General features: G+C 67.4%; 19 protein-coding genes. 12 read left to right on the forward strand and 7 right to left on the reverse strand.

The genetic code is table 11. The annotated features are described in order from the left end of the window. Nucleotides 1-90: 90 nt before the first annotated feature. Complete coding sequence (locus C3Y92_RS07595; RefSeq protein WP_129351292.1) at nt 91-1,296, reverse strand: aldo/keto reductase; 1,206 nt, start codon at nt 1,294-1,296, stop codon at nt 91-93. A gap of 290 nt (nt 1,297-1,586) precedes the next feature. Continuing rightward, entirely contained in the window at nt 1,587-2,522 is a 936-nt protein-coding gene (locus tag C3Y92_RS07600) for an AraC family transcriptional regulator (RefSeq protein WP_129351294.1), read from the reverse strand. Nucleotides 2,523-2,822: 300 nt separating this feature from the next. Here C3Y92_RS07600 and C3Y92_RS07605 point away from each other — a divergent pair, with 300 nt between their 5' ends. The 9 genes from C3Y92_RS07605 (at nt 2,823) to C3Y92_RS07645 (ending at nt 12,244) form a co-directional block, all read left to right on the forward strand. Further along, complete coding sequence (locus tag C3Y92_RS07605; protein ID WP_165352086.1) at nt 2,823-3,956, forward strand: GGDEF domain-containing protein; 1,134 nt, start codon at nt 2,823-2,825, stop codon at nt 3,954-3,956. 274 nt (nt 3,957-4,230) lie between these two features. Beyond that, nucleotides 4,231-5,454, forward strand: coding sequence for a PP2C family protein-serine/threonine phosphatase (locus C3Y92_RS07610; protein WP_165352087.1), 1,224 nt, complete (start codon nt 4,231-4,233; stop codon nt 5,452-5,454). Then, the gene (locus C3Y92_RS07615; protein WP_129351300.1) at nt 5,451-5,999 is read left to right on the forward strand and encodes a SiaB family protein kinase; all 549 of its coding nucleotides are present in this window, start codon (nt 5,451-5,453) and stop codon (nt 5,997-5,999) included. Before C3Y92_RS07610 ends, C3Y92_RS07615 begins: the two co-directional genes overlap by 4 nt. Before the next feature lie 180 nt (nt 6,000-6,179). Further along, nucleotides 6,180-6,560 carry a DUF1987 domain-containing protein gene (locus C3Y92_RS07620; RefSeq protein WP_129351302.1) on the forward strand — a complete coding sequence of 127 codons (381 nt, stop codon included), beginning with the start codon at nt 6,180-6,182 and terminating at the stop codon, nt 6,558-6,560. A gap of 197 nt (nt 6,561-6,757) precedes the next feature. After that, nucleotides 6,758-8,149, forward strand: a complete 1,392-nt coding sequence (locus tag C3Y92_RS21675) for a methyl-accepting chemotaxis protein (RefSeq protein WP_129351304.1) — start codon at nt 6,758-6,760, stop codon at nt 8,147-8,149. Between the two features lie 53 nt (nt 8,150-8,202). Beyond that, nucleotides 8,203-8,454 carry a FeoA family protein gene (locus tag C3Y92_RS07630; protein ID WP_129351306.1) on the forward strand — a complete coding sequence of 84 codons (252 nt, stop codon included), beginning with the start codon at nt 8,203-8,205 and terminating at the stop codon, nt 8,452-8,454. Further along, a complete protein-coding gene (feoB, locus tag C3Y92_RS07635; RefSeq protein WP_129351308.1) occupies nt 8,451-10,961 on the forward strand; it encodes a ferrous iron transport protein B in 2,511 nt (836 codons plus the stop codon). Before C3Y92_RS07630 ends, feoB begins: the two co-directional genes overlap by 4 nt. A gap of 101 nt (nt 10,962-11,062) precedes the next feature. After that, nucleotides 11,063-11,386, forward strand: a complete 324-nt coding sequence (locus tag C3Y92_RS07640; protein ID WP_129351310.1) for a hypothetical protein — start codon at nt 11,063-11,065, stop codon at nt 11,384-11,386. A 27-nt stretch (nt 11,387-11,413) separates the two neighbouring features. Next, complete coding sequence (locus tag C3Y92_RS07645) at nt 11,414-12,244, forward strand: DUF4198 domain-containing protein (protein ID WP_129351312.1); 831 nt, start codon at nt 11,414-11,416, stop codon at nt 12,242-12,244. 79 nt (nt 12,245-12,323) lie between these two features. Here C3Y92_RS07645 and C3Y92_RS07650 read toward each other — a convergent pair whose 3' ends face one another. After that, nucleotides 12,324-13,163: a hypothetical protein gene (locus tag C3Y92_RS07650; RefSeq protein WP_129351314.1), complete on the reverse strand. Its 840-nt coding sequence runs from the start codon at nt 13,161-13,163 to the stop codon at nt 12,324-12,326. Between the two features lie 151 nt (nt 13,164-13,314). On the opposite strand from C3Y92_RS07650, the gene ybaK reads away from it, so the two are divergent. Next, the gene (gene ybaK, locus C3Y92_RS07655) at nt 13,315-13,788 is read left to right on the forward strand and encodes a Cys-tRNA(Pro) deacylase (protein WP_129351316.1); all 474 of its coding nucleotides are present in this window, start codon (nt 13,315-13,317) and stop codon (nt 13,786-13,788) included. Nucleotides 13,789-14,135: 347 nt separating this feature from the next. Here the strand turns inward: ybaK and C3Y92_RS07660 are convergent, their stop codons facing one another. Beyond that, on the reverse strand, nt 14,136-15,317 hold the full coding sequence (locus C3Y92_RS07660) for an iron-containing alcohol dehydrogenase (RefSeq protein ID WP_129351318.1): 1,182 nt from the start codon (nt 15,315-15,317) through the stop codon (nt 14,136-14,138). Nucleotides 15,318-15,726: 409 nt separating this feature from the next. Then, the gene (locus C3Y92_RS07665) at nt 15,727-17,688 is read right to left on the reverse strand and encodes a sigma-54-dependent Fis family transcriptional regulator (protein WP_129351320.1); all 1,962 of its coding nucleotides are present in this window, start codon (nt 17,686-17,688) and stop codon (nt 15,727-15,729) included. A gap of 146 nt (nt 17,689-17,834) precedes the next feature. Here C3Y92_RS07665 and recQ point away from each other — a divergent pair, with 146 nt between their 5' ends. Then, nucleotides 17,835-20,066 (forward strand): DNA helicase RecQ, encoded by a 2,232-nt coding sequence (gene recQ / locus C3Y92_RS07670; RefSeq protein WP_129351322.1) that lies wholly within the window; start codon nt 17,835-17,837, stop codon nt 20,064-20,066. Then, entirely contained in the window at nt 20,066-22,063 is a 1,998-nt protein-coding gene (locus C3Y92_RS07675; protein ID WP_129351324.1) for a hypothetical protein, read from the forward strand. Before recQ ends, C3Y92_RS07675 begins: the two co-directional genes overlap by 1 nt. A 260-nt stretch (nt 22,064-22,323) precedes the next feature. Here C3Y92_RS07675 and purE read toward each other — a convergent pair whose 3' ends face one another. Next, nucleotides 22,324-22,821, reverse strand: a complete 498-nt coding sequence (purE, locus tag C3Y92_RS07680; RefSeq protein WP_006921735.1) for a 5-(carboxyamino)imidazole ribonucleotide mutase — start codon at nt 22,819-22,821, stop codon at nt 22,324-22,326. Next, entirely contained in the window at nt 22,822-24,108 is a 1,287-nt protein-coding gene (gene purD, locus C3Y92_RS07685; protein WP_129351326.1) for a phosphoribosylamine--glycine ligase, read from the reverse strand. It abuts the gene before it with no gap. Nucleotides 24,109-24,422: the final 314 nt, after the last annotated feature.

Below are 24,422 nucleotides of genomic sequence, written 5' to 3' on the forward strand. Positions count from 1 at the left end.
GGGTTCGTTACGCCGGGTCATGGTTGGGCGATGGTGGGGCAATCGGCGCGGCCTGTCCAGGGGGCAGGCCACGCCGAGACGTCAGCGGGATCAGTCGAGGCCGGCCCGGAAGTGGTTTTTGAGCGCCTCCACTTCGGCCTGGAAGTTTGGGCCTTCGAAGGCGGCGGCGACTTTCTCCAGCTGGTCGGGGATGGCGATCTGCTGGGGACACTTCTCCAGGCACTCGCCGCAGGCCACGCACTGGGAGGCGTAGCTCTGTCCGCCGTTTGCGGTCACGCCGCTGCCAAAGGCGGTGTACATCATCTTGGCCCCGGAGTTCTCGCCAAACATGTGCAGCTGATTAAAGAAGTTAAAACAGTTCGGAATGTTGACGCCCATTGGGCAGGGCAGGCAGTAGGCGCAGCCGGTGCAGCCCACGGGCATGAGCTCCTGGTATTTGCGGGCCACCCGGTCCACGAGCGCCACCTCGGCCGGGGTCAGGGAGCCGGGGGCGGCCACGGCGGCCACGGCCAGGTTCTGGGCGATATGGGCCTCGACGTTCATGCCCGAGAGCACCACCGTCACCTCGGGATGGTTCCAGATCCAGCGCAGCGCCCATTCCACCGGCGTGCGCTTGGTCGCGGCCTCGTCCCACAGGGCGGCCACGGCCGGCGGCGCTTCGGGCAGGGCTAGCGTGCCGCCGCGAAGGGGTTCCATGATGACCACGCCCAGGCCCTTGGAGGCCGCGTACTGCAGGCCCGCCGTGCCGGCCTGGTACTGCTGGTCCAGGAAGTTGTACTGGATCTGGCAGAAGACCCAGTCGTAGCCGTCCACGATGCGGGCAAAATCCTTGCCCTCGCCGTGGAAGGAAAACCCGGCGTTGACGATGCGGCCGTCGGCCTTGGCCGCGTCCAGGAAGTCCCGCACGCCAAGGGCGACCAACTCGTCCCAGGACGAGCCCTTCAGCGTGTGCAGCAGATAGTAGTCGATGTGGTCCGTGCCCAGGCGCTCCAGCTGGGCGTTTAAGTACCGGTCCATGTCCTCCCGGGACTGGACGAGCCAGGAGGGAAGCTTGGTGGCCACCTTGACGCGCTGCCGGTAGCCGTCCGCCAGCGCCTTGCCGAGCAGGGGTTCGCTTGCGCCGCCGTGGTAGGGCCAGGCCGTGTCCACATAGTTGACGCCCTGGTCGATGGCGCTGCGGATCTGGGCGATGGCCCGGGGTTCGTCGATGACGCCGTCCACGGTCGGCATCCGCATGCAGCCGAAACCGAGTATGGACAATGCGTCGCCGGTCTTGGGCATTTTTCTGTAGAGCATTGTTTCTCTCCTCGTCGCGGGCGGTTGGCCCAGGATGGTTGCCGCGTTTGTCGGCACGGTGCGACGGAAGGCACCATACCCAAGGCGGGCCGGCCGATGAACGTCCATTCCTGCTGAAAAATTGCCTGATCCTCGCACGGGTGGTCGGGCAAGCCTCTGGCGAACGGGCGGCCTTGTCGGGAAAGGCCAAGCCGTCCGCCCATTCCTCATGGACGGGGAAAGCGTTTCCCGGCGGTAGCGCGACAGGCCGGCTGTCGGACCGGCTGGCCGGGGCCTACGCCAGGCTGGCCTCAGTCGCCGGCCAGCCGGCGCAGACTCTTGATGTCGCGCAGCGGCGGCGCGCCGAAAAGCCGGCTGTATTCCCGGTTGAACTGGGAATGGCTCTCGTAGCCCACGGCAAAGGCCGCGCCGGCGGCGTCGATGCCCCCGGCCAAGAGCAGCCGCCGGGCCTCGTGCAGGCGCAGCCACTTCTGGTACTGCAGCGGACTCATGGCCGTCAGCTCCCGGAAATGGCGGTGGAAGGTCGAAACGCCCATGCGTGCCTGTTCGGCCAGCGCCTCCACCCGCAGGGCTTCCTTGAAATGGCCCTTGAGCCAGTCGATGGCCACGGCGATCTGGCTGCCGCGCGAGCCGGCCGCCGCGATCTGGCGCAGGCGCGCCCCCTGGTCGCCGGTCAGGAGCCGGAAGAGGATCTCGCGGTATACCAGCGGAGCCAGCGCCGGGATGCTTTCGGGTTCGTCGAGTAGCGCCACCAGCCGTTGCAGGGCGTCCAGAAGCGGCAGGGTGACCCGGCCCACGGCCATGGCCCGGTTGGTCTGCCGCTCGGGCAGGGGCGGCGGCTTGCTGTCCACCACCGTCTGGGCCACCTCGCGCTGGTCAAGGCGCAGCACCAGGCCGAGATAGGGCGTCTCGGGACTGGCCTCGACGATCTGGGACATCACCGGCAGGTCCACCGAGGTGATGAGATAGTTGTACGGGTCGTACTGGTAGACGTCCTCGCCCAGGTACACCCGCTTGGCCCCCTGGACGATGCAGCACAGGCTCGGCTCGTGCACGTAGCAGGTCTGGGCCGTGGGTTCGCCGCGCCGCACCAGGGCCAGCGCCGGGATGGCCGTGTCCAGCACGTCGCAAGCGGCGGTGCGCCGGGCGATGCTCTCGGCCAGCCCCTCGCGGGCGACCTTGATATCTTCGGGTTCGACCCGGCGGGAAGCGCCTTGATCGGTCATTGGACACCGTCCTTGCGGTTTTGGCCAAGGTTACCCGGGTCCGGCCCGGCGGCAAGGCTGTTTGATCGTTTTTGCGAGGATTAGGCAAGAAAGCGGCACGATCACACAATGCGTTTTCTTCGGCTTGGCGCGTCGCCGTACCGGCTCGGGCCGCCCTGTTCCCCGGCCATGCGGGCCTTGGGCCGGGGCGCGCCAGGGTTTGTTGTTGACAATGACAATCGCAATCAATTACTCCTCCCCAAGCCTGGAACGGGCGGCAGGGCAACGGCCAAGCCGACGAATCGACAGGTCGCGGGAGTGGTGCGAACGGTGGCGAGCCAGGACGACGAAAGTTTGCGCGAGGCGCGGGCCAGGCTGGAGCAGGCCGGGGACGACCCGGCCGAGGCTTTGGCCCTGGCCGCCGATTTCCTCCTTTTGGCCGAACGCATGGCCGGCAAGGCCGAGAAGCTGGCCCGCATCGGCGACCGCACCCAGGCCCGCATGGTGGACCTCAACCGCCGCCTGCGCCAACAGGAAGAGCGCTACCGGGGCATTTTCGAGAATTCCACCGAAGGCATCTTCCTGGCCGACGCCCAGGGCGCGCTCATGGCCGTCAATCCTGCCCTGGTCGGCCTGTTGCGGCCGGGCGAGGCGGCCGACGATCCGGCCACAGCCGCACCGGCCCTGGCCGGTGACGTCCAATCCTTGTTCCATGACCCGGCCGATTACCAGACCTTTGCCCGAAAACTGGCGGCAAAGGGCCAGGTGCGGCGCATGGAGGCCCGGCTGGCCACGCCGCGCGGGCCGGTTTGGTGTCTGGTGGGCGCGGCCCTGGTCGAGCCCGACGGCCATGTGGTCGGCATGACCCAGGACATCTCGGCCCGAAAGGCCCTGGAAGAGGAACTGTTGCGCCTGGCCGCCTCGGACCCGTTGACCGGCCTGGCCAACCGCCGGGGGTTTTTCGAGGGCGCGGCCCGGATGGTCGGCATGGCCCGGCGCTGCGGCACGCCGCTGTCCATGATCATGCTCGACATTGACCATTTCAAGGCCGTCAACGACGCCTACGGCCACGACGCCGGGGACGCCGTGCTGCAGGCCGTGGCTGGAAGGTTGCGCGAAAGCCTTCGCGTGTCCGATCTGGCCGGACGGGTGGGCGGCGAGGAGTTCGCCGTCCTGTGCCCGGGCACGGACCTGGCCGGCGGCGTCGAACTGGCCGAACGCCTTCGCCTGGCCTTGGAGGACATGGTCGTGACGGCCGATTGCCGCGTCGTCAAGGTGACGGCCAGCTTTGGCGTGGCCCAGTGCCAGGGCGACCGTGACGTCGCCCCAAGCGCCTGCCTGACCCGGGCCGACCGGGCGCTGTACGCCGCCAAACGCGGCGGCCGCAACCGGGTCTGCCTGGAGTCCGACCCTTCCCTGGGTCCTGAACCGCCTGAGGCTTCACGCCATGCATAAGGACAATCCTGTTTGAGAAGAGGTTGCTATCTCGGAGCGCTGCCTTTGGCGTCGGGTTCACTGGCGAAAGGAAACCGGCACAAGGCGCTTGGGCCGCTCCCGCGCTGCGGACATGAGGCAGTGTCGTCCTGGCGGAGGCGGGCCGTCCAAAATCTTCAAGCCCTTCATCATGTTGTCTTTTGATGATATTGACATCAATTTTCAATTTCAATAAAGAGGCTCGGGCAACGGGGCCATCCCGAACTCCGCAGACCGCAACGGCAAGGAGGCCATGGTGCGCAGATTCATTCGAAAATGGCGGGGCAGGGAGGCCGGGGAAGGCGTCCTGGAAGCGGGCCTGGGCACGCCGGCCAAGCTTGGCCTGATCCTCTTTCCTTTCGTGGTCGTCGCTCCCTTGGGTCTCATGTTCGGCCACGCCGCCCTGGATGAGGCCACGCTCAAGGCCGTGCTGGCCGGCTACGTCACCCTGGGCGTGATCCTCTATTACCCCCTGGTGCGCCTGGCCGGGAAATCCATTGTTTTCGATCAGGTCGGCCGGCTGGTGGACAGCTGCATGCGCATCAAGCAGGGCTGCTACGACACCGCCGCGGCCCCGCCGGCCCGGGGCGAGTCCGGGGATTTTCCGGGCCTGGCCCGGCAAATCTACTGGCTTGGCCATGCCGTGGCCGTGCGCGAGCGACGCTTAAACGACACTCTGGTGAACCTGGAGACGGCGCGCCGCCAGATCGAATCGAGCATCGACTACGCCGCCCGCATTCAGCGCGCCTTTCTGTCCGATCCGGCCGAACTGGCCGCCGTGTTTCCCGACAGCTTCGTGTGGTGGGACCAGCGCGACGTGGTCGGCGGCGACGTCTTCTTTCTGGCCAAAAGCGCCGGGGGCGTCTTTCTCGGCATCGGCGACTGCACCGGCCATGGCGTGCCCGGCGCGTTCATGACGCTTATCGCCAAGGCCGCCCTGGACCGGGTGCGCCTGGAACGCTTCGAGGGCGATCCGGGCGGCGTTCTGGCCGAGGCCCACCGCTACATGCGCCGCTGGCTCATCGCCGAGGGCGGCGAGGTGGACGACGGCATGGACATGGGACTGGTCTATTTCGACGCCGACGACGCCTCGCGGCTGGTCTACGCTGGAGCGCGCCGTCCCCTTTGGGTCGAGCGCGGCGGCGAGGTCGAGGAGATCGGCGCGGACCGCCTGGGCCTGGGCTACGCCAAAACCCCCGAGGACGCGGTCTTTGCCAACGTGGCCGTGGAGCTGGCCGCGGGCGACACGATCTTCCTGTTTTCCGACGGCCTGACGGATCAGGTCGGCGGCGTGCGGGGCCTGCCGCTGGGCAAACGACCCCTTCGCCAATGGCTGGCCGAGGAGGCCGGCGCGCCGCTGGAGCAGCGCCGGCAGTCCCTGGTTGCCATCTTTGAAAACCACAGGGGCCGCGCCTCACGGCGCGACGACGTGGCCGCTCTGGCCGTGCGCCCCGTTGCCAAGCAAGGAGTCAATGCATGACAGGCGGGCCGCAATTCGACAAATGCCGGGAAATGCTGCGCGAGGGCGGCGTGGTCCTCTACTTCAAGGGACCGGTGACCCAGGAGGTGGTGGAGGGGTTGGGTTCCATGATCCGGCGCAAGGTGGACTTCGAGATCGCCAACCGTTCCCGGGCCTCCCAGGCTTTCGCCGTGCTGGTGGAACAGCTGCAAAACGTGCTGCACTATGCCGCCGACGCCGTGGACATGGCCACCGGCCGCATGGCTTCCGGGGAACTCATCATCCGCCTGGACCCGGCCGGCCTGTGCCTGAGCTGCGGCAACCTCATCGCCAAGGACCTGGGGCCGCGCATCAGGGAACGCATCGACGCCCTGGACGGCGTCGATAAGGAAGGCCTCAAGGCGCTTTACAAGGCCGCCAGGCAAAAGGGACCCGACGACCAGTCGCGGGGGGCCGGCCTGGGATTTCTGGAAATGGCCCGGCGGGCCGTAACGCCCATGCGTTACGACATCGAGGCTGTTTCCGACGAGCTGGCCTGGTTTTCCCTGGATGTCGTCATCGCCTAGCCAGGCATAAAAACCGTCACGTCGCCAGCCTGCTGGTGTCATAAAGGCCCCGACGTTTTTCAAGGACGCGGCCCAAGGCCAAAAGCTTTGTTTCGCCGCCGTCGCATACGCCGTCGCGGTTGTCCGGGGCCCAGGCCGTTTGCCGGTCCGGCCGCGCGCAGGCGAAAGAGAGGAGTGTTCATGCAGCCGTTTGTCAGCGCCCCCACGCGCTCCACGCCGGAAGTCCATTTCGACGCGGCCAGCCATCGCCACCGCATGAAGGGCGAATGCTATCCGGAAAACGCGGCCGCGTTTTTCGGGCCGCTTTTTACCTGGGTCAAGAACTACCTGGCCGCCAAACCGGCCGGCCCGGTCGTGTTCGATCTGGAGCTGGTCTATTTCAATTCGTCCTCGTCCAAGGCCCTGCTCGACCTCTTCGAAATCTTGGAGCGTGCCGCCGCCTCGGGCACGAACATCACCGTCAACTGGCGCTACGACAAGGACAACGACATCGCCTGCGAATGCGGCGAAGAGTTCGCCGAGGACGCCAAGGCGCTGCAGTTTACGCTGCTGGCGCTCTAACATGAGGGAGAAGCCTCCGGCGGCCGGGAGGGGTAACCCCCTCCCGGACCCTTCCTGAAAGGGGGATAAGGGAATGGCGTCGCTGCAACGGTGAGCGGGAGGAAATATCTGTTGGCCGCGCGTGAAACGCTCACTGTGCTCGCCGCAGGATTGGAAGATGCTTGTAAACAAGGATCAAGAAGCGAGGGGGGGACGACATGGATGACGTCGCCATGGTGGTGGATGGGCCGGAAACGGTTCGGGAAATGGCGGCCGGCCGGCCGCTTTGCTGGCGCGCGCCCCATCCGGCCTCCCTGGCCCTGGCCGGTATTGTGGCCGTGGCGGCAGGGAGCGCGGCCGGGGGGGCCGTCCTGTGGCAGATGCCGCCGGTTGCGGCCGTGCTGCTGGCTGGAGTTTCAGCCCTGTGTCTGACCCTGGCCGGCCTGGCCCTGCTGGCGGAAATGCCGGCGCGCCTCATGGCCGACCGGCTGGCCCAGGCGGCGGACGGCATTACAGCCGAGGGGCCGCCGCCCCTGGCGCTGGTCGTCGGCCCTCTGGCCGGGCTGTGGCCGGCGGCCGGCGAGGTGGCCGGGCGGGTGGCCGACCTTGGGGCCGAAGCCGAGGCCCAGCGCCGCCAGGCCTTTACCGAGAATCGCCAGGCGCTCAAAGCCCTGCGCGATGCGACCAAGGCCCGCAAGCAGGCCGACCAGGCGCGTAGCGCCGCCGTGGCCGAGGTGGTGGGCGAGGTGCGCGGCCATGTGGACGCCGCCTCGGGCCGGACCCGGGCGCTTCTGGACGATAGCTCCGCCGCCGTGGAACTCGTGGCCGGCCAGTCGGCCAGCCTCGGCGAAGCCATGGACCTCCTCGACCTGGCCCTGGCCGCCGTGCGCCAGGCCTCCGAAGCCGCCCTGGCCGCCGCCGCCAAGGCCAACGCCGCCGCAGCGACAGCCCAGAGCGGCCGACGCCTGGAAGAGGGCCTGGGGCAGGGCTGCCGCACCTTGTCCGCGGCCATGGACGGGCTTTCCACCGCTTTTGCCGAACTCCTTGGCGGCTTGCGCTTTGCCGCCGACACCGGCGAAGCCATTGCCGACATCGCCGATCAGACCAACATGCTGGCGCTTAATGCCGCCATCGAGGCCGCCCGGGCCGGCGACCACGGCCGGGGATTCGCCGTGGTCGCCGACGAGGTGCGCCGGCTGGCCGAGCGCTCCAAGGAGGCCGCCGCCCAGGCCGCCGCCCGGTTGGGCCGGGTCATGGCCCAGGCCGAGGGCAACGCCGGCCTTTTGACCGACGCCAACGCCGCCGCCGGCGAACTGCTCGACCTCTCCGGCCGGGTGGGCGCGGCTCTGGCCTCCATCGCCGGCGACGCCGAGGCCGCCAGGACCCAGGGTCAAGGCAGCGCCGAGGCCGTGGGCCAGTCCCTGGCCCCCCTGGACCGGGCCGGCCAGGCCCTGGCCGAAACCCTGGCCAAGGCCACGGCCATCGAAGAATCCTCCCTGGCCGGCCAGGACCATGCCCGCCGGGTGGAAGAAGCTCTGGCCGGCGTGGACAGCCTCATGGCCCGGCTGTGCGGCACGACGGCGCCGGACGAATCCGTGGCCTGTAGTTGAAATTTACAGGCATTATCAACGTATCCAAAACCCAGGCTTGGTTGGGAGGCAATATGGACACGCGCGAGGACGACAACCGCACCCATCTGGGGGCCATTGCCCCGGGCGGGCAATGCACGGTGGCCCGGGTGGGCTGCGACGGCTGTCTGGGGCAACGCCTGGGCGATCTGGGGCTGGTGCCGGGCGAAACGGTGACAGTGGTGCGAAATGCGCCGCTACGCGATCCTATTGAGATCAAGGTCAGTGGCTTTCTGGTCAGCCTGCGGCGCTGCGAGGCCTCCCTGGTCGAGGTGACGGCAAAATGAGCGCGCGCATCCTCGCCGCCCTGGCCGGCCAGCCCAACTGCGGCAAGTCCACGGTCTTTAACATGCTCACCGGCGCGCGCCAGCATGTGGCCAACTTTCCCGGCGTCACCGTGGAAAAAAAATCCGGCCATTTCAAGCTCGACGGCAACAGCTGCGAACTGGTGGATCTGCCCGGCGCTTATTCCATCAGCTCCTATTCCCCGGAAGAACGCGTCACCCGCGATTTCCTGCTGTTTGACCACCCCAAGGTGGTGGTCAACGTCATCGACGCCTCCAATTTGCGCCGCCATCTGTGCCTGACCGTGGAGCTGCTGGAGCTTGAAGCCAACGTGGTGGTCCATTGCAACATGATGGACGTGGCCGAGCGCCGGGGCCAAAAGCTCGACATCGAGGCCTTGGCCGCGCGCCTGGGCGTGCCTGTGTCCTCGGGCGTGGGGCGTAAAGGCCAGGGCCGCGAGAAGCTGGCGGCGGTCATGACCGAGGCCATGGAGCAGCCCCCCAAGGACGAGCCGTTTCGGGTGGACTACGGCCCCCTGGAACCCCACATCCGGGCCGTGGAGGACGTGCTGGCCGAAGGCGGGGAGCTGGGCGCGCCCAGGCGCTGGCTGGCCGTGCGGCTGTTGGAGGGCGACGCCGGGGCCACGGCTTTCGTGGGCGAGGTGTTTTTTGACCCCTTGCGTCTGGGCAGCGTCGTGGATGAACATCGGCAGGCCTTTCAGGCCACGTCCGGGGAATCCCCTGCCGCCTTTGCCGCCCTGGCCCGCCGCCGGCTGGCCAGAACTTTGGCCCAGGCCGCCACGATCAAGGCCGCCGGCCCCGAGCGCACCGCCACAGACCGCATCGACGACCTCGTGTGCCACAAGTTCCTCGGCCCGGCCATTCTTGTGGCCGTGCTGTTCGTGCTCTATCAGGTGTCCATCGTCTACGGCTACAAGCTCACCAACTACACCTGGCCGCTTTTGGCAGGGCTTAAAAACTTCGTGGCCGGCTATCTGCCGCCGTCCGGCATGCTCGAAGATCCGGTACTGCGGTCGCTCGGGCTGTGGTTCATGGATTCCATCAACGCGCTGCTCAACTATATCCCGATCTTTTTCCTGCTCTTTTTCTGCGTGGCCTTCCTGGAGGACACCGGCTACATGCCGCGCATGGCCTTCATCCTGGACCGGCTTTTTCGCTCCTACGGCCTGCACGGGCAATCGACCCTGCCCATGGTGCTGGCCGGTGTCTATCTCGGCGGCTGCTGCGTGCCCGGGGTCATGGCCTGCAAGGCCATCCCGGACGACAAATCGCGGCTGGCCACCATCCTTATCATCCCGCTCATGAACTGCCTGGCCAAGGTGCCGCTCTATGTCCTTTTGGTCGGCGCGTTTTTTCCCCACGAAGCCTCGGCAGCCATGTTTTTTATCTCCACGGTGACGCTGTTCATGGCCCTGCCCATTGCCCGGCTGCTCTCGGGCACGCTGCTTTCCAACCTCGACAGCGCGCCGTTTATCATGGAAATGCCGCCGTACCACATGCCGACCCTGCGCAATCTTCTCACCCGGGCCATTGAGAAGGTGGCGCTGTTTATTCAGAAGATTGTCACCGTGGTGGCTGCCGTGGCCGTCATCGTCTTTGTTTTGCTCCAGTTCCCGGGCATTAGCCGGGAGCACAAGGCCGCCTACGAGGCCCGGCTCGACGAGGCCCGGGGGCAGCTGGACGCCGCTGTGGCCGGGTCGCGCTTCGAAGCCGTCCTGGCCGGCGACGGGCTGCTCCATTTCCTGCGCTTTGAGGAAGCCTACAAGGCGGCCCGGTCCGGCATCGAGGACGCCGAGGCGGCCAAGGCCGTGGACGCCAGGTTCCGGGACGAGAGCCCGGATTTCTTCGCCATCTTAAAGCCCCGGACCGATGCCGCGGCCAAGGCCGCCCAGGCCGGGGTGAAGGTCTTTGCCGTTGCTCGCGACAGCATCACTTTGGAGATGCGCCGCGAGCGCCTGGAGACGAGCTTCCTGGGCATCCTCGGCCGGGCGCTGGAACCCGTGACCCAGTTCGCGGGCTTTAACTGGCGCGTCAATGCCGGTCTGCTCTCAGCCTTTGCCGCCAAGGAATCGGCCGTGGCCACCATGGGGGCTATCTACAAGCTTGAAGCCGGCGGCAACGACAACGCGTCGCTGGAGGATTCCATGCGCAAGGGCGAGGCCGATTTCACGCCCTTGCACGCCCTGGCGCTCATGCTCTTCATGGCCCTGTATCCGCCCTGCATGGCCACCTCCATGATGATCAAGGTCCAGACCGGCCAGGCCAAGTGGATGGTCCTGGCCATCCTCTATCCCATGGTGCTCGGCATTGTCGTTGCCAGCGCCGTTTTCACCGGCAGCCGGCTCCTGGGCCTCGACGGCGTCACGGCCATGTGGAGCTTTTACGCCGTGGCCGTGGCCGCCACCATCATCGCCGGCCTCATCCCGCACCGGACCCCGGGCGTGTTGCCCGTGGCCGCCGACGCCTGTCCGGCGGCGCAAAACCCCTAGCCCGGCCGGCTTGCAGTAGGCTTGAAATCCCGGGCGCGGCCTTGCGCCCCGCCCGGGAAAACCTCAACCCGCGCGGACGCGGATGATCGGAGAGACGTCTCATGCGACTGAAAATGAAAATGGTTTTCGCTATCGTGGCTATGGTCCTGGCCCTGCCTGCGGCTGCCCTGGCCCACACCGCCCTTTGCACTTGCTTTGACAACGCCGACGGCACCATCACCTGCGAGGGCGGCTTTTCCGACGGTTCCTCGGCTTCGGGCGTCGGCCTCATCGTCAAGGACGGCGGGGGCAAGGTCATCGAGCAGGGAACCATGGACAAGACGTCCAAGTACACTTTCAAGAAGCCCGAAGGCGCCTATATGGTCGTCTTTGACGCCGGCGAAGGCCACAAGATCGAGATCGACGGCAAAAAGATCCTGGAATAACGCGGAAACCCTACAAAGGAGTACGACATGCAGCACAAAAAGACCGTTGCCGGCGTCCTGGCCGCCCTGACCCTGGCCCTGGCCCTTCCCGGCCTGGCCCTGGCCCACTTTCAGATGATCTACACCCCGGAAATCGCCCTGGACAAGGGCGGCGAAGTGGACATGCGCCTGGTGTTTACCCATCCCTTCGAGGCCGGGCATTCCATGGACATGGGCGCGCCGGAGCAGTTCTTCATGGTCTACCAGAAGGGCAGCGAGGGCGAGCCGCAAAAGACCGACCTCAAGGCCGGCCTTAACCCCATCACCTGGAAGAGCCTGAGCAACACCGGCAAAGCCTACACGTTCAAGCAAAAGCTGCGCAGCCCCGGCGACTACGTTTTCGCCCTTATCCCGGCCCCCTATCTTGAGCCCGAGGAAGGGGCCTACATGCAGCAGATCACCAAACTGGTGCTCAACGTCGGCGGCATCCCCGGCAACTGGGACAAGCCCCTTGGCCTGCCCGCCGAGATCGTGCCCCTGGCCAAACCCTACGGCCTCTACACCGGCAACGTGTTCGTGGGCCAGGTCTTGTCCGAAGGCAAGCCCGTGCCCAACGCCGAGATCGAAGTGGAATATTTGAACCATGCCCCGAACATGGCCGCCAACAGCTTCGACAAGAAGGCCGCCGCCACCGCCCCCCACGACTGCTTCATCACCCAGGCCATCAAGGCCGACGCCAACGGCGTCTTCGTCTACGCCATGCCGAAAGCCGGCTGGTGGGGCTTTGCCGCCATGGGTGTGGGGCCGGTCAAGGAATTCGAGGGCAAGGCCATGTCCCAGGACGGGCTCATCTGGGTCAAGGCCGTGGACATGAAATAGTCCCCCCAGGCTGGGAACCCTCCGGGAAAGCGGGGCGTTCGTTAGCGGGCGTCCCGCTTTTTCGGTCTGCGGCAAGCGGTCAGGCCAGGCCGAGAATCCAGCCCTCGATGGCGGCGGCCTGGCGTTCGGCCTGGCTCAGCGCCGGCCGCAGGAACGCCTCCAGCCGGCCGGCCCGGTCGGTGGCCTGGAGCCAGGCGCACAGGCTGTAGGCGTCGTGCTGGTCCGGGGTGCGGCCGTCCCGGGGACACAGGTGGCTGACCAGGGACGGATAGGCCTCGGCCGCAACCGACACGCCGGCCGGCGGCGTAAAGCCGTCAAAGGGCCAGCAGTGCAGCGGCCGGGCGACCTCCCGGCGGATGTGCCGCAGTTGGGTCAGGCCGGCGAAGGTCGACTTGGCCACCGACCCGGGCACGTCGAAATGAAACACCGACTTGGCCCGGCCGGTGCGGATCTCGCAAAGCCGCCGCCAGCGCGAACTGCCCATACGGGCCGCGCCGTCGCCAAATGCGCCATTTCGCACGAAATCCACGTACATATAGGGTTCGTCCGTGGGCCAGTGGGCGGCGAAGTCGTCGAGAAAGGCCGGCCAATCGTAGGCCAGGCCGTACTTTTCGAAATAGGCCAGGGGAAAGGAAAAGCCGTGGTCCATCCCGACCAGGGTAGGGAGGTCTTCGCCCAGGCGTTCGATAAGCCAGTCGGTCAGCGCCTGGCGGCACCAGTATTTGCGGCCCGGTTCGGTGGTGGTCGCCTCCCGGGGCGGGTCGTCGCCGTCGGCGATGTAGGCGCGAAGGCCCTTAAGCGGTGAGAGGGGCACTTCGGCCCCGGAATAGTCGATGCCGATGTAGCGGACGAAACGGGGCTTTTTCTCGGGCTTGGGCACGAGGCGCAGCCTTGGGGGAGAGGACGGACAAACAGACATGGCGGCGCTCCTTGGTCCGACCATACCGGGTCGCGGCGGCGGCGTACAGGGCGCAAGTAGAGTCGGGCGATCCGCCTGCCTGGCCTCCCTTGCCGCCATTGGACTGATCGGCTATCCCAGGGCGGCGCAAAGACGCACGGGAGCGCACGACATGTCCAAGACCACCCGGGCCACCCAGGCCCTGGCCAAGGCCGGCGCGGCCTTTGATGTCCTGACCTACGACTACCAGTCCGGGGCCGAGCGCATCGGCCTGCAAGCCGCCGCCGCCATCGGCGAGCCGCCCTCGCGGGTGCTCAAGACGCTCATGGTGCTGGTGGACGGCAAACCGGCCTGCTGCGTGGTCCCCTCCGACGGCGAACTGTCCATGAAGCGCGTGGCTGCCGCCTTTGGCGGCAAGGCCGCCACCATGATGCCCCCGGCCGAAGCCGAAAAAGCCACCGGCTACCACGTGGGCGGCATCAGCCCCTTTGGCGCGAAAAAACGCCTGCCCGTGGCCATCGAGGCGGCGGCGCTGGCCGAACCCTACGTCATCATCAACGCCGGCCAGCGCGGCGTCATGGTCCGCCTGTCCCCGGCCGACGCCGTGCGCGTGGCTGCGGCCCTGGCCGCGCCGCTGCTGGCCTGAGCTTCCTGCCTGCGCATCCGTTTTTGTCCGTGATTCTGGTCTGTTGTGACGCGTCGCGGCTTGACGGCCGCGCGCGGCGCTTGGCAGCGTTTTCTCGCTGGTCGCTGGCGTGGTGACGCTGCGAAGCAGCCGAGGCTGATAGCCCCAGGCTGCCGGCCCAGGAACATCGGCCAGAACCGGACGCGCCGGCCAGGAAGAGTCCGCCGGCCGCCGCAAGAAAACAGGCATCGGTTGGCGCCATGGCAGTTCGCTGACGATGCGCGGCGACGGACCCTTCCCGGCCGGCGCGTGCAGCCGGACCGGAGGCCGCCGCGCCGGAAACCTTCCCGGCGCGGCGCAGCAGGCGGCTACAAAGCAGCCGTGTAGATGTCGGCCACGTCCTTGTCGGTGGCGCAGCGCGGATTGGTGAAGCGGCAGATGTCCTTCTGGGCATTGGCGGTCATGGTCGGAATGTCGGCCGCCTTGACTTCCTTGCCGTAGCGCCGGCCGAGCTCGACCAGGTTGGCCGGGATGCCGACGTCGGTCGAAAGCTGGCGAATGGCCTTGAGCGCCAGTTCGGCGGCGTCGCGCGGGGCCAGACCGGCCGTGTTCTCGCCCATGATGGCGGCCATTTCGGCGAATTTCTCCACCTTGGCGATGAGGTTGAACTTCTCGACGTAGGGCAAAAGCAGGGCGTTGCATTCGCCGTGGGGCAGGTTGTAAAAGCCGCCGAGCTGGTGGGCCATGGAATGCACGTAACCAAGGCTCGCGTTGTTAAAGGCCATGCCGGCCAGATACTGGGCAAAGCACATGCCTTCCCGGGCGGTCAGATCCTGGCCGTTGGCCACGGCCTTGCGCAGATGGGTGAAGATGAGCTTCATGGCTTCCACGGCGCAGGCGTCGGTCATGGGGTTGGCGATGGTGGAGACGAAGGCTTCCACGGCGTGGGTGAGCGCGTCCATGCCGGTGGCGGCGGTCAGGGCCGGGGGCATGCCGACCATGAGCACCGGATCGTCGATGGCGATGCCGGGGGTGACGCGCCAGTCGGCGATGGCCATTTTGACGTGGCGCGAGGTGTCGGTGATGACCGCGAACCGGGTCATCTCCGAGGCCGTGCCGGCGGTGGTGTTGACGGCAAGATAGGGCATGAGCGGCTTGGTGGCCTTGTCGATGCCCTCGTAGTCGTGGATCTTGCCGCCGTTGGAAATGAGCAGGCCGATGCCCTTGCCGCAGTCGTGGGAGGAGCCGCCGCCCAGGGTGATGAGGCTGTCGCAGCCCGAGCTTTTGTAGAGTTCCGTCCCTTCGGCCACGTTGAGGTCCGTGGGATTGGGCACGGTCTTGTCGTAAACCGCGTAGGGCATGGCGGCGGCGTCGAGGAGTTCGGTCACTTGCTTGAGGATGCCGGCCGCCACCACGCCCTTGTCCGTGACGACCAGCGGTTTGCTGCCGCCAAGGGCTTTGATCTTTTCCGGGATGAGCTTGGACGCGCCGATGCCGATAAGCGTCACGCTGGGAATGAAGAAGCCGTACACCTGTTCCTGAACTGCCATGGCGTCCTCCGAGAGCGATTTGAGGTTGATGCTTGCCTGGCCGTGTCATGCAACAATGTCTCAGGCGAACGGTCCTGTTCCGACTGGAGCGGATGGCAGAACGTGTCGCGACGGCTGCCGTGGCAGGTTCGGTCTTTTCCTTGACGTTCCTCGGGTAGTCCGGTCGAGGTCACGCGCTGGTTGCGGCGGAAAAGACGACGCCTGCGGTCAGGATATGAAGTTGTTGCAATCGGTTCGGCAATGTCTTGTTGGCGCTAGAGCAAGAGGTGGACCAGGACGCACGGACAGGATGCTTGAAGAGGATTAATCAATAATTATGGACTTTTGGTGAAATCAAAGCAGCGGCTGGCGCGGTCGGAAGTGTTCAGAAACCGGACATGTTAACCTGACATGTCCGGTTTGCGGCCGATTACTGTTCACGAAATGTGTCCGCGGCGATGCCGTACTGCTTGAGCTTGGCGTACAGCGTCGTGCGCGAGATGTTGAGCAGGTTGGAGGCTCGCCGGAAGTTGCCGCCGGTTTCGCGCAGGGTTTCGAGGATCAGCGCCCGCTGGATGCGCTTAAGCGACATGCCGGCCTCGCCCGGGGCGGCCGGCCGGCCGCGCAGCATGTCGGTCATGACGTCCTGGGGCAGGTCGGCGATGTCGATGCGGCTGGAGCAAGCCACGTTGACCAGGCGCTCGATGCAGTTTTCCAGCTCGCGCACGTTGCCGGGCCAGTGGTGGGCGGCCAGGGCGGCCAGGGCCTCGCGGGAGATCTCCAAGTCCGGCTTGCCCAGGGAAGCGGTGAACTTGTCCAGGAACAGCCGGGTGAGCAGCGGCACGTCGCCTTCGCGCTGGCGCAGGGGCGGGATGGCGATGGACAGGACATTGAGGCGATAATAGAGGTCGCCGCGAAAGGCGTTGTTGCGCACGGCCGAGGCCAGGTCCTTGTTGGTGGCCGCGATGATGCGCACGTCCACGCGCCGGGCCTCCTTGCCGCCCAGGCGCGTCACCTCGTTTTCCTGCAAAAGCCGCAGCAGGCTCACCTGGGCCTCCAGGGGCATCTCGCCGATCTCGTCTAAAAACAGCGTGCCCCCGTCGGCCAGCTCGAACTTGCCCGGGCTGCCTTCCTTGAGCGCCCCGGAAAAAGCCCCGGCCACGTAGCCGAAAAGTTCGCTTTGCACCAGGTTTCGCGGCAGCGCGCCGCAGTTGACCACCACAAAGGGTCCCTTGCGCCGGACCCCGGCGTTGTGGATGGCCTGGGCAAAAAGCTCCTTGCCGGTGCCGGATTCGCCAAGAAGCAGGGTGGTGGCGTCGCCCTGGGCGGCCACCCGGGCCAGCCGCACGGCCTCGCGCAGGGCCTTGGACTGGCCCAGGATGTGCTCGAAGGTGTAGACGGCCTTGGCCCCGGCCACCCGGGCGGCGTATTTGCGCATCCGCCGGGTTTCGCGCAGGGTCAGGATGACCCCGCCGTCGGCAAAGGGCGCGCAGGAAAGCGCGCACGACAGTTCGCCCTGGACAAGCCGGAAGGTCACCTCCCGGTCGTGGAAGGTCTGCCGGTCGGCCAGGATGGCGCGCAGCACCTCGCTATCGCGCACAAAGCTTTGGATGTCGCGGCCGACCACGTCCGGGGACAGCCCCAGCATGGAACAGGCTTGGCCGTTTAGGCTGACGATGGTCCCGTCGGCCCCGAGCACGGCCACGCCGTCGTCGAGGAGTTCGAGGATGACGCGCTGGCTGGCGATGAGCGCGCGCAGGCGCAAGTGCTCCTCGATGGCGTGGGCGGCGGCCTCCACCAGCCCCAGGGTGTGCTGGTGGAAGTTCTCGGTGCTGATGGCCAGATTGAGCGCGCCGAGAAACCGTCCCGTGCTGTCGTGGATGGGCGCGGCCGAACAGCTGAGATAGTGCAGGCAGGAGCTGAAATGCTCCGCGGCCATGACATGGACCGGCTGGCGTTCGACCAGGCACAGGCCCATGCCGTTGGTTCCGAGGGTGGCTTCGTCGCAGCGTCGCCCGGGTTCGCCGTAGGGCACGCTGGCCAAGTCTTCCCGGGTGGCCGAGACGTGCAGCACCAGGCCGGTCGTGTCCACCAGGGTGACCACGCTGCTGGAGAGGTGGATGGAGTGGGCCAGCCGGTCCATGACCCGCTTGGCCGTGTCCACCAGCTCCCGGTTGTCGGCCACGGACCGGTCCAGACCGACGGCGTCGATAGGGCACAGCGCCAGGGCGTCGGCCGGAAAGCCGGCCCGGCGGCAACGCTGCCAGGATCGCAAAATGACCGGCCGCACGAGGGCCTCGTCCACGGCCAGACCGGCCTGAAATCGCCGCCATTGGGCCAGGACGGCCGCGGCTCGCTCCCGGGACAGCGGCAGCTGCGCTTCGGTTTCCATGAAGGTCTCCCCTGCCGCCTCCGGACGGCGAGCCGGCGTCCGGGCAGCATAGGGCCGGGGCCGGGGCAATTCAAGCCTTGGTCCGCATTGTCTTTCCCCGGGCGAAAGGCTACCAGTCGGGCGGCGGTTGGAGGCTGCCGCGCCGTATGAACACCCCTCGCGACGTTCTCAAGCAGGTTTTCGGCCACGACCGCTTTCGCGGCCCCCAGCAGGCCATCGTCGAGCATGTGCTTGGCGGCGGCGACGCCGTGGTGCTGATGCCCACCGGCGGCGGCAAGTCGCTGTGCTACCAGATTCCGGCCATCCTGCGCCCGGGCACGGCCATCGTCATTTCGCCGCTCATTGCGCTCATGCGCGACCAAGTGCAAACGCTGACCGGCCTTGGCGTGCGGGCCGAGTGCCTGCATTCGGCCCTGCCGGCCGGCGCGGCCCGGGAGGTCATGGCCAGGCTGCGCCGGGGGGAGCTCGACATCCTCTACACCGCCCCGGAGCGGTTCATGACCCAGGGTTTCGCCAATCTCCTGGCCGGGCTGCCCCTGGCCCTTTTCGCCATTGACGAGGCCCACTGCGTCTCCCAGTGGGGGCATGATTTCCGGCCGGAATATCTGCAGCTGGCCTCCATCGCCCACGACTTTCCCGGCGTGCCCCGCATGGCGCTCACGGCCACGGCCGACGGTCCGACCCGGGCCGACATCCTCACGCGCCTGGAACTGTCCCAGGCGCGGATTTTCGCCACCGGCTTCGACCGGCCCAACATCCGCTATCTGGTCGAACCCAAGGACCAGCCCCGGCGGCGGCTTCTGCGGTTTATCCGCGAGGAGCACCCCGGCCAGTCCGGCATCGTCTACCGCCTGTCCCGGGCCAAGACCGAGGACACGGCCCAGTGGCTTACCGACAACGGCATCCCGGCCCTGGCCTACCATGCCGGTCTGGCCCCGGCCGAGCGCGACCGCCGGCAGGACCGGTTCATGCGCGAGGAAGGTCTGGTCATGGCCGCCACCGTGGCCTTCGGCATGGGGGTGGACAAGCCCGACGTGCGCTTCGTGGCCCATCTCGATCCGCCCAAGAGCCTGGAGGCCTACCATCAGGAGACCGGCCGGGCCGGGCGCGACGGCGAACCGGCCACGGCGCTGATGCTCTACAGCATGAACGATTTCGCCGCCCTGCGCCGGCTGATTGCCCCGGAAGGCGGCGAAGGCACGCGCACCCGCATCGATCTGTCCAAGCTCGACGCCCTGGCCGGCTACTGCGAGACCGATTGCTGCCGCCGCCAGACCCTGCTTGGGTATTTCGGCGAGGCCCGGCTTGAGCCGTGCGGCAACTGCGACGTCTGCCTGGACCCGAGCGAACCCGAGGACGCCACCGTGGCCGCCCAGAAGGCGCTGTCGTGCGTCTTTCGCACCGGCCAGCGCTTCGGAGCCGGCCATCTGGTCGATGTGCTGCTCGGCCGGCCGACCAGCCAGGTGGAACGCTTCAACCACCGCGAGGTGAGCACATTCGGCATCGGCGCGGACCTGACCAAGGACCACTGGCGGGCCATCTACCGCCGCCTGGCCGCCATGGGGGCCTTGGCCCCGGACGAGGCCGGCCATGGGGGGCTGGTGCTCACGCCGCTGGCCTGGGATATCCTCAAGGGGCAGCGGCCCTTTGCCATGCGCCTGCCCAAGGAGCCAGCGCCCAAGGAGCGGCGCAAGCGCTCCCGGGGGAGTGCCGGGGAGGGCGGCGGCAAGAAGAGCTGGGTGTATGACCACCTGTCCACCCCCGAGGACGCGGCCCTGTGGGACCGGCTGCGGTCCTGGCGGGCCGAGACGGCCAAAGAGGCCGGCGTGCCGCCTTACGTGGTCTTCCATGACCGTACGCTGCTTGACGTTGTGCTGCTTAAGCCCCAGGACCCTGCCGGGCTGGCCGGGGCCGGCGGCATGGGCCAGGCCAAGATCGACAAATACGGCCAGACGCTGCTTAACATGCTCGCCGAGCACTACGCCGCCCACGGCCGGGCCGCGCCGCGTCCGGCCCTGCCGCCCGAGTCTGGCGCGCTTGCTCCCCGGGAACCCAACGACACGGCGGCCAAGTCCCTGGCCCTGTTTCAGGAACTCGGCTCGGTGGAGGCGGTGGCCAAAAAGCGCGAGCTGGCCGTGTCCACCATCCATGGGCATCTGCTGGCCTATGTGGCCTGGGGCAAGATCGAGGCGGCAGCCGTATGCGGTTTGCCGGACGAGCTCATGGCCCGGGCGTGCGAGACCCTGTCGCGGCTGCGGCGCGAGGGCGTTCCGGGCCTAGGCGCCGCCCACGAGGCCCTGGGCGGCGCGGTCTCGTTTGAGGCCCTGCGCTGTATCGACGCCGAGCTGCGGGCCAAGGCCCGGGACGGGCAGGAGTGATGGCGCTGCAAGGGGCGGCCGGTTCGAACGACGCGCACCAAGGACAGGAGCCGGCCGGCGGATTCGTGCCGCGCGCGGTGAGGCTCTTGCACAACAGCCCCCTGCGCTGGGCCGCCCTGGCCGTGGTGGTGGCGCTTCAGGGCGTGCTGTTCCTGTCCGGCTACCGCCTCACGCCTGACCAGTTGGCCTTGCACCGGGTGTCCATGCTGGGCTTTGACGCCATCCTGACCGAATCCGTGGCCGCTGCCGTGGTCTCCGGGCGGTTTTGCTTTTTCTTCTCGCCGCTATCCTATTACGCCGAGTTGCTGTCCGACTATTTTGTGGTCCGGGCGCTGTATGTCGGCGTCTATTTCGGACTTTTGTGGACCTTTGCCGCCTATTGGGCCCGGCTGGTCCGGGCCGAGGCCGCGACGCTGCTGTTGCTGTTGCTCGTGTCCCTGCAAATCCTCGATTTCAACAACCTGCCGCCCAACAGCTTCACCATCGCGTTCACCCTGCCGGCGCTGCTGCTGGTTTGTTCTCGACGCGCACTGCTGGCATACGACGAGGCGCTTGCCCAGGCCTCGACGGCCAAGCGGCTGGCCCTTTTTGCCGTGGTGCTGACCGCTTATCTGGCCAGCGACTATGTCTTTATATTCGGCGTCTCCCTGCTGCTCCTGGAGTACGCCCTGGCTTGGTGGCGCGGCCAGGGCGGGCTGATCGCCAAGGGCAAGGCCCTTATTTGGCGCAGGAAAACCTGGTTCGACGCGGCCCCGGTGGCCTTGGCCGCCCTGGCCTACGGCGGCTGGCGGCTGCTCCATCCGCCGGCTTACGCCGGAACCACCCTGGCCGCGACCTTCGATCCGGCCCTGGTTCTGGCCACGGCCGCCGCCCATGCCATGGGCGGCTTCACCCTGGCCCGGCCCGAGCTTTACGCCGTGCTGGCGGCCAATGCCTCGTCGCCGCCCGGGGGCTGGCTTCCTCTCGTCGGGGTGTTTGTCGGCAGCGCCTTCCTGGGGGCGGCCACGCTCCATGGGCTGCGAGGGCTGGCTTACGGCAAACGCCTGACGGCGGCTTGCCTCGGCTTGGCCTTGTTTGTGGTCCTGCCCTTGGCGCTTTCGCCCAAGTACCAGCAATTGCAGCTGGAACATCTCCCTGCCTATGTCGACAGCCGGTTCGCCTTCCTGTGGGCCACGGCCGCCCTGGCCTGTCTTGTCTGCCTCCTTGGCAAGCATCTCGGCCACGGGGCGCGGCGGCTTGTTCTTTCGCTGCTGTTCGGGGTGATTCTCGGCGCGGCCTCGGCCTACACGTACTCCCACAACGCGGACATGAGCCAGGCCATGCTGGAGTACACGGCCGCCTGGGACCGGGCCGGGAGCCTCGCCGCCGAGGCGCGTGGCGTCGCCGGGCCGAGCGGTTCCGAATCGGGCCTAAACGACAGCATTGCCGCGCGCGTCGATCCTTTGGGGCTGGTGGCGGGCCATCCCGAATTCGACCTGGAAGCGTATTGGCGGCAGTACGTGGCTTGGCGTGAGGCGCGCCGGGACGACGCCTGGTTTGGCGTAAGCCTCGGGCGTTTTGCCGTCCGGCCCGTGACGCTTACTCCCGGCCGTCTCTACGCGGCGGCAGAGCTGCCTCGGCGATTTTACGGCCGCGCCGGCTGGTATTGGCCGGCCGCCTGGGGCGTCTACAGCCGGGGCGAGCGGGCCTGTCTGCCGTTTGAGGGCGTGGCCCCCGGCAAGGACGGTGTGCTGGCCTTCACCGCCGGCGGGGTGCTGGCTCCGGGGCGGGATTCCCAGGCGCTGGAGGTGTGGGTCAACGGCCAGCGGCTGGCGACGCTTGGCCTGACGGCCACGCCGGCCGTACAGCAGGTGGCCGTGCCTGGAGAGTTGCTGAAAGGCGGGCTGGTGACATTCGAATTTCGTGTGGGTCGGCCGTTTTCGCCGGCCTCCTTGGGCGGAGAAGACCACCGTCGGCTCGGGTTCGCCCTGCTCAACGTCTTGTTCGTCCAGCCCTGAGGCGCACGGACTTGGCCGGCCGGCCGAAGTTCGGCCATGGGCAGCGGACGGTTGCCCAGCGCCGGGGGCGTGGTGGTTGCGCGGGTGGGGATAGAAGAGGAGCGGGCGGGGAACTGATAAACGAGATGTGGCCGATTGCGCAGGCGCGCCAAGAAGGCGGCGGCAGGGCGATGGCCAGTCCCGAAGGTTTCCCTTGGAGCAAAACACAAGGCCCGGGCCGACAGCGTCGGTCCGGGCCTTGTCCATGAAAAAACGTCCGGCTACAGCTTGCTGCCGAGCTTGGCGGCGGCGGTCTCCACGTCGCTGGCAAAGCCTTCGCGGGCGGCACGGATGCGTCCGGCCAGTTCGGCATCGCCAAGGGCCAGGATGGAGGCGGCCAGCCAGGCGGCGTTTTTCGCGCCGGCTCCGTCCAGGGCCACGGTGGCCACCGGATAGCCCGGGGGCATCTGCACGGTGGAGAGCATGGAATCAAGGCCCCCAAGGGCCGAACCCGGGGCGGACAGGGGCACGCCGATGACGGGCTTTATGGTGCGCGCGGCCACGGCCCCGGCCAGGTGGGCGGCCAGACCGGCGGCGCAGATGAAAATCTGGCAGCCCCGGGCCTCGCACTCGCGGATGACCCGCTCGGTGCGCTCCAGGGTGCGGTGGGCCGAGGTGACGGTGAAGATGTGCTCGATGCCCAAGGAATCAAGAACCTTGGAGCACGGACGCATTTTCTCTTCGTCGGACATGGAGCCGATCAAAATGGCGATGCGCATCTATTTTTCCTCCCGTTTGAGGCCCTTGTCGCCGATGTCGCGGCGGCAAAACGCCCCGTCGAAATGCAATTTTTCCACAGCCCGGTAGGCCGTCGCCTTGGCCTGGGCCAGTCCGTCGCCAAGGGCCGTCACACCGAGCACCCGACCACCCGAGGTCACGACCTGGCCGTCAACGAGCTTCGTGCCGGCCTGGAACACCTTGACCAGCCCGTCGCCGGCCGCCTCGGCCGCCTCGATGCCGGTGATGGGCATGCCCTTGGGGTAGCTGCCCGGATAGCCCGGCGCGGCCATGACCACGCACAGGGCGCTTTTGTCCGACCAGCGCACCAGTTCCGGGGTGAGCTTGCCGGCCCGGCAGGCCAGCATGATGGCCGGCAGGTCGCTGGAAAGGCGCATGAGCAGCGGCTGGCACTCCGGGTCGCCGAAACGGACGTTGTATTCGAGCACCTTGGGGCCGGCCTCGGTCATCATGAGTCCGGCGTAGAGGATGCCGGTGAAGGGATGGCCGCGCTTGGCCATTTCCCGTAAAATAGGATGGATGACCAGCTCCATCATCTCGGCGTAGCGCGCGGGCGGCAAGACCGGGGCTGGGCAGTAGGCCCCCATGCCGCCAGTGTTGGGGCCTTGGTCGCCGTCGAAGACGGCCTTGTGGTCCTGGCAAGCGGTCATGGGCACGGCGGTTTTTCCGTCGCAAAAAGCCAGGAACGAGGCTTCCTCGCCAACGAGCATTTCTTCCACCACCACCGTGCCGCCGGCCGCGCCAAAAGCCTTGTCCACCATGGCTTCGTCAATGGCGGCCATGGCTTGGTCCGTCTGCGTACAGACGGTGACGCCCTTGCCGGCGGCCAGGCCGTCGGCCTTGACCACCACGGGCCGGCCGAGGTCCTTGGCGTAGGCCCGGGCCTTGGCCGCGTCGGTAAACGACGCATAGGCGGCGGTGGGCACGCCGGCCGCAGTCATGACGTCCTTGGCAAAGGCCTTGCTGCCCTCAAGCTGGGCGGCGTAAGCGTCGGGGCCGAAGCAGGGCACGCCGGCGGTTTCCAGGGCGTCGCGCAGCCCGGCCACCAGCGGCGCTTCCGGGCCGACCACGACGAGATCCATGCCCCGGTCCTTGGCCAGGGCCACGATGCCAGGCACGTCGGTATCGGAAAGCGGCACGTTTTCACCGCAGGTCGCGGTGCCTCCGTTGCCCGGCGCGGTGATGACCGCCGACACGTCGGGGCTTTTAAGCAGGGTATGGGCCAGGGCGTGCTCGCGGCCGCCGGAGCCGACCACCAGAATGCGCATGTCGCGCCTCCTTGGGCGGGGGATAGGCCCGGAGCGCCCGGCCTTGGGATACCCCGGCCGGAACCCTCGGGAACGCTCCCCGCGATATTGGCTGTCGTGGGGGACGAGCGGCCGGGCAACTCGGCAAAGCCCATCCCAAAGGAAAAAATCCATTAGCCGCAACGCCCGGAAAAGGCAAACCGGTCCGGGAGCCTGGCAAGGCTCCCGGACCGGCGCAAAACGGCTTCCCAGGCCAAAATAGCCAACTTCCAAGGGGGATATCCGGCCCCGTTTGAGCGTCCTTGGCCGGTTGTCCGAAAAAATCGACTCCCGAA

Origin of the sequence: Solidesulfovibrio carbinolicus (assembly GCF_004135975.1) — a bacterium.
Taxonomy (GTDB): domain Bacteria; phylum Desulfobacterota; class Desulfovibrionia; order Desulfovibrionales; family Desulfovibrionaceae; genus Solidesulfovibrio; species Solidesulfovibrio carbinolicus.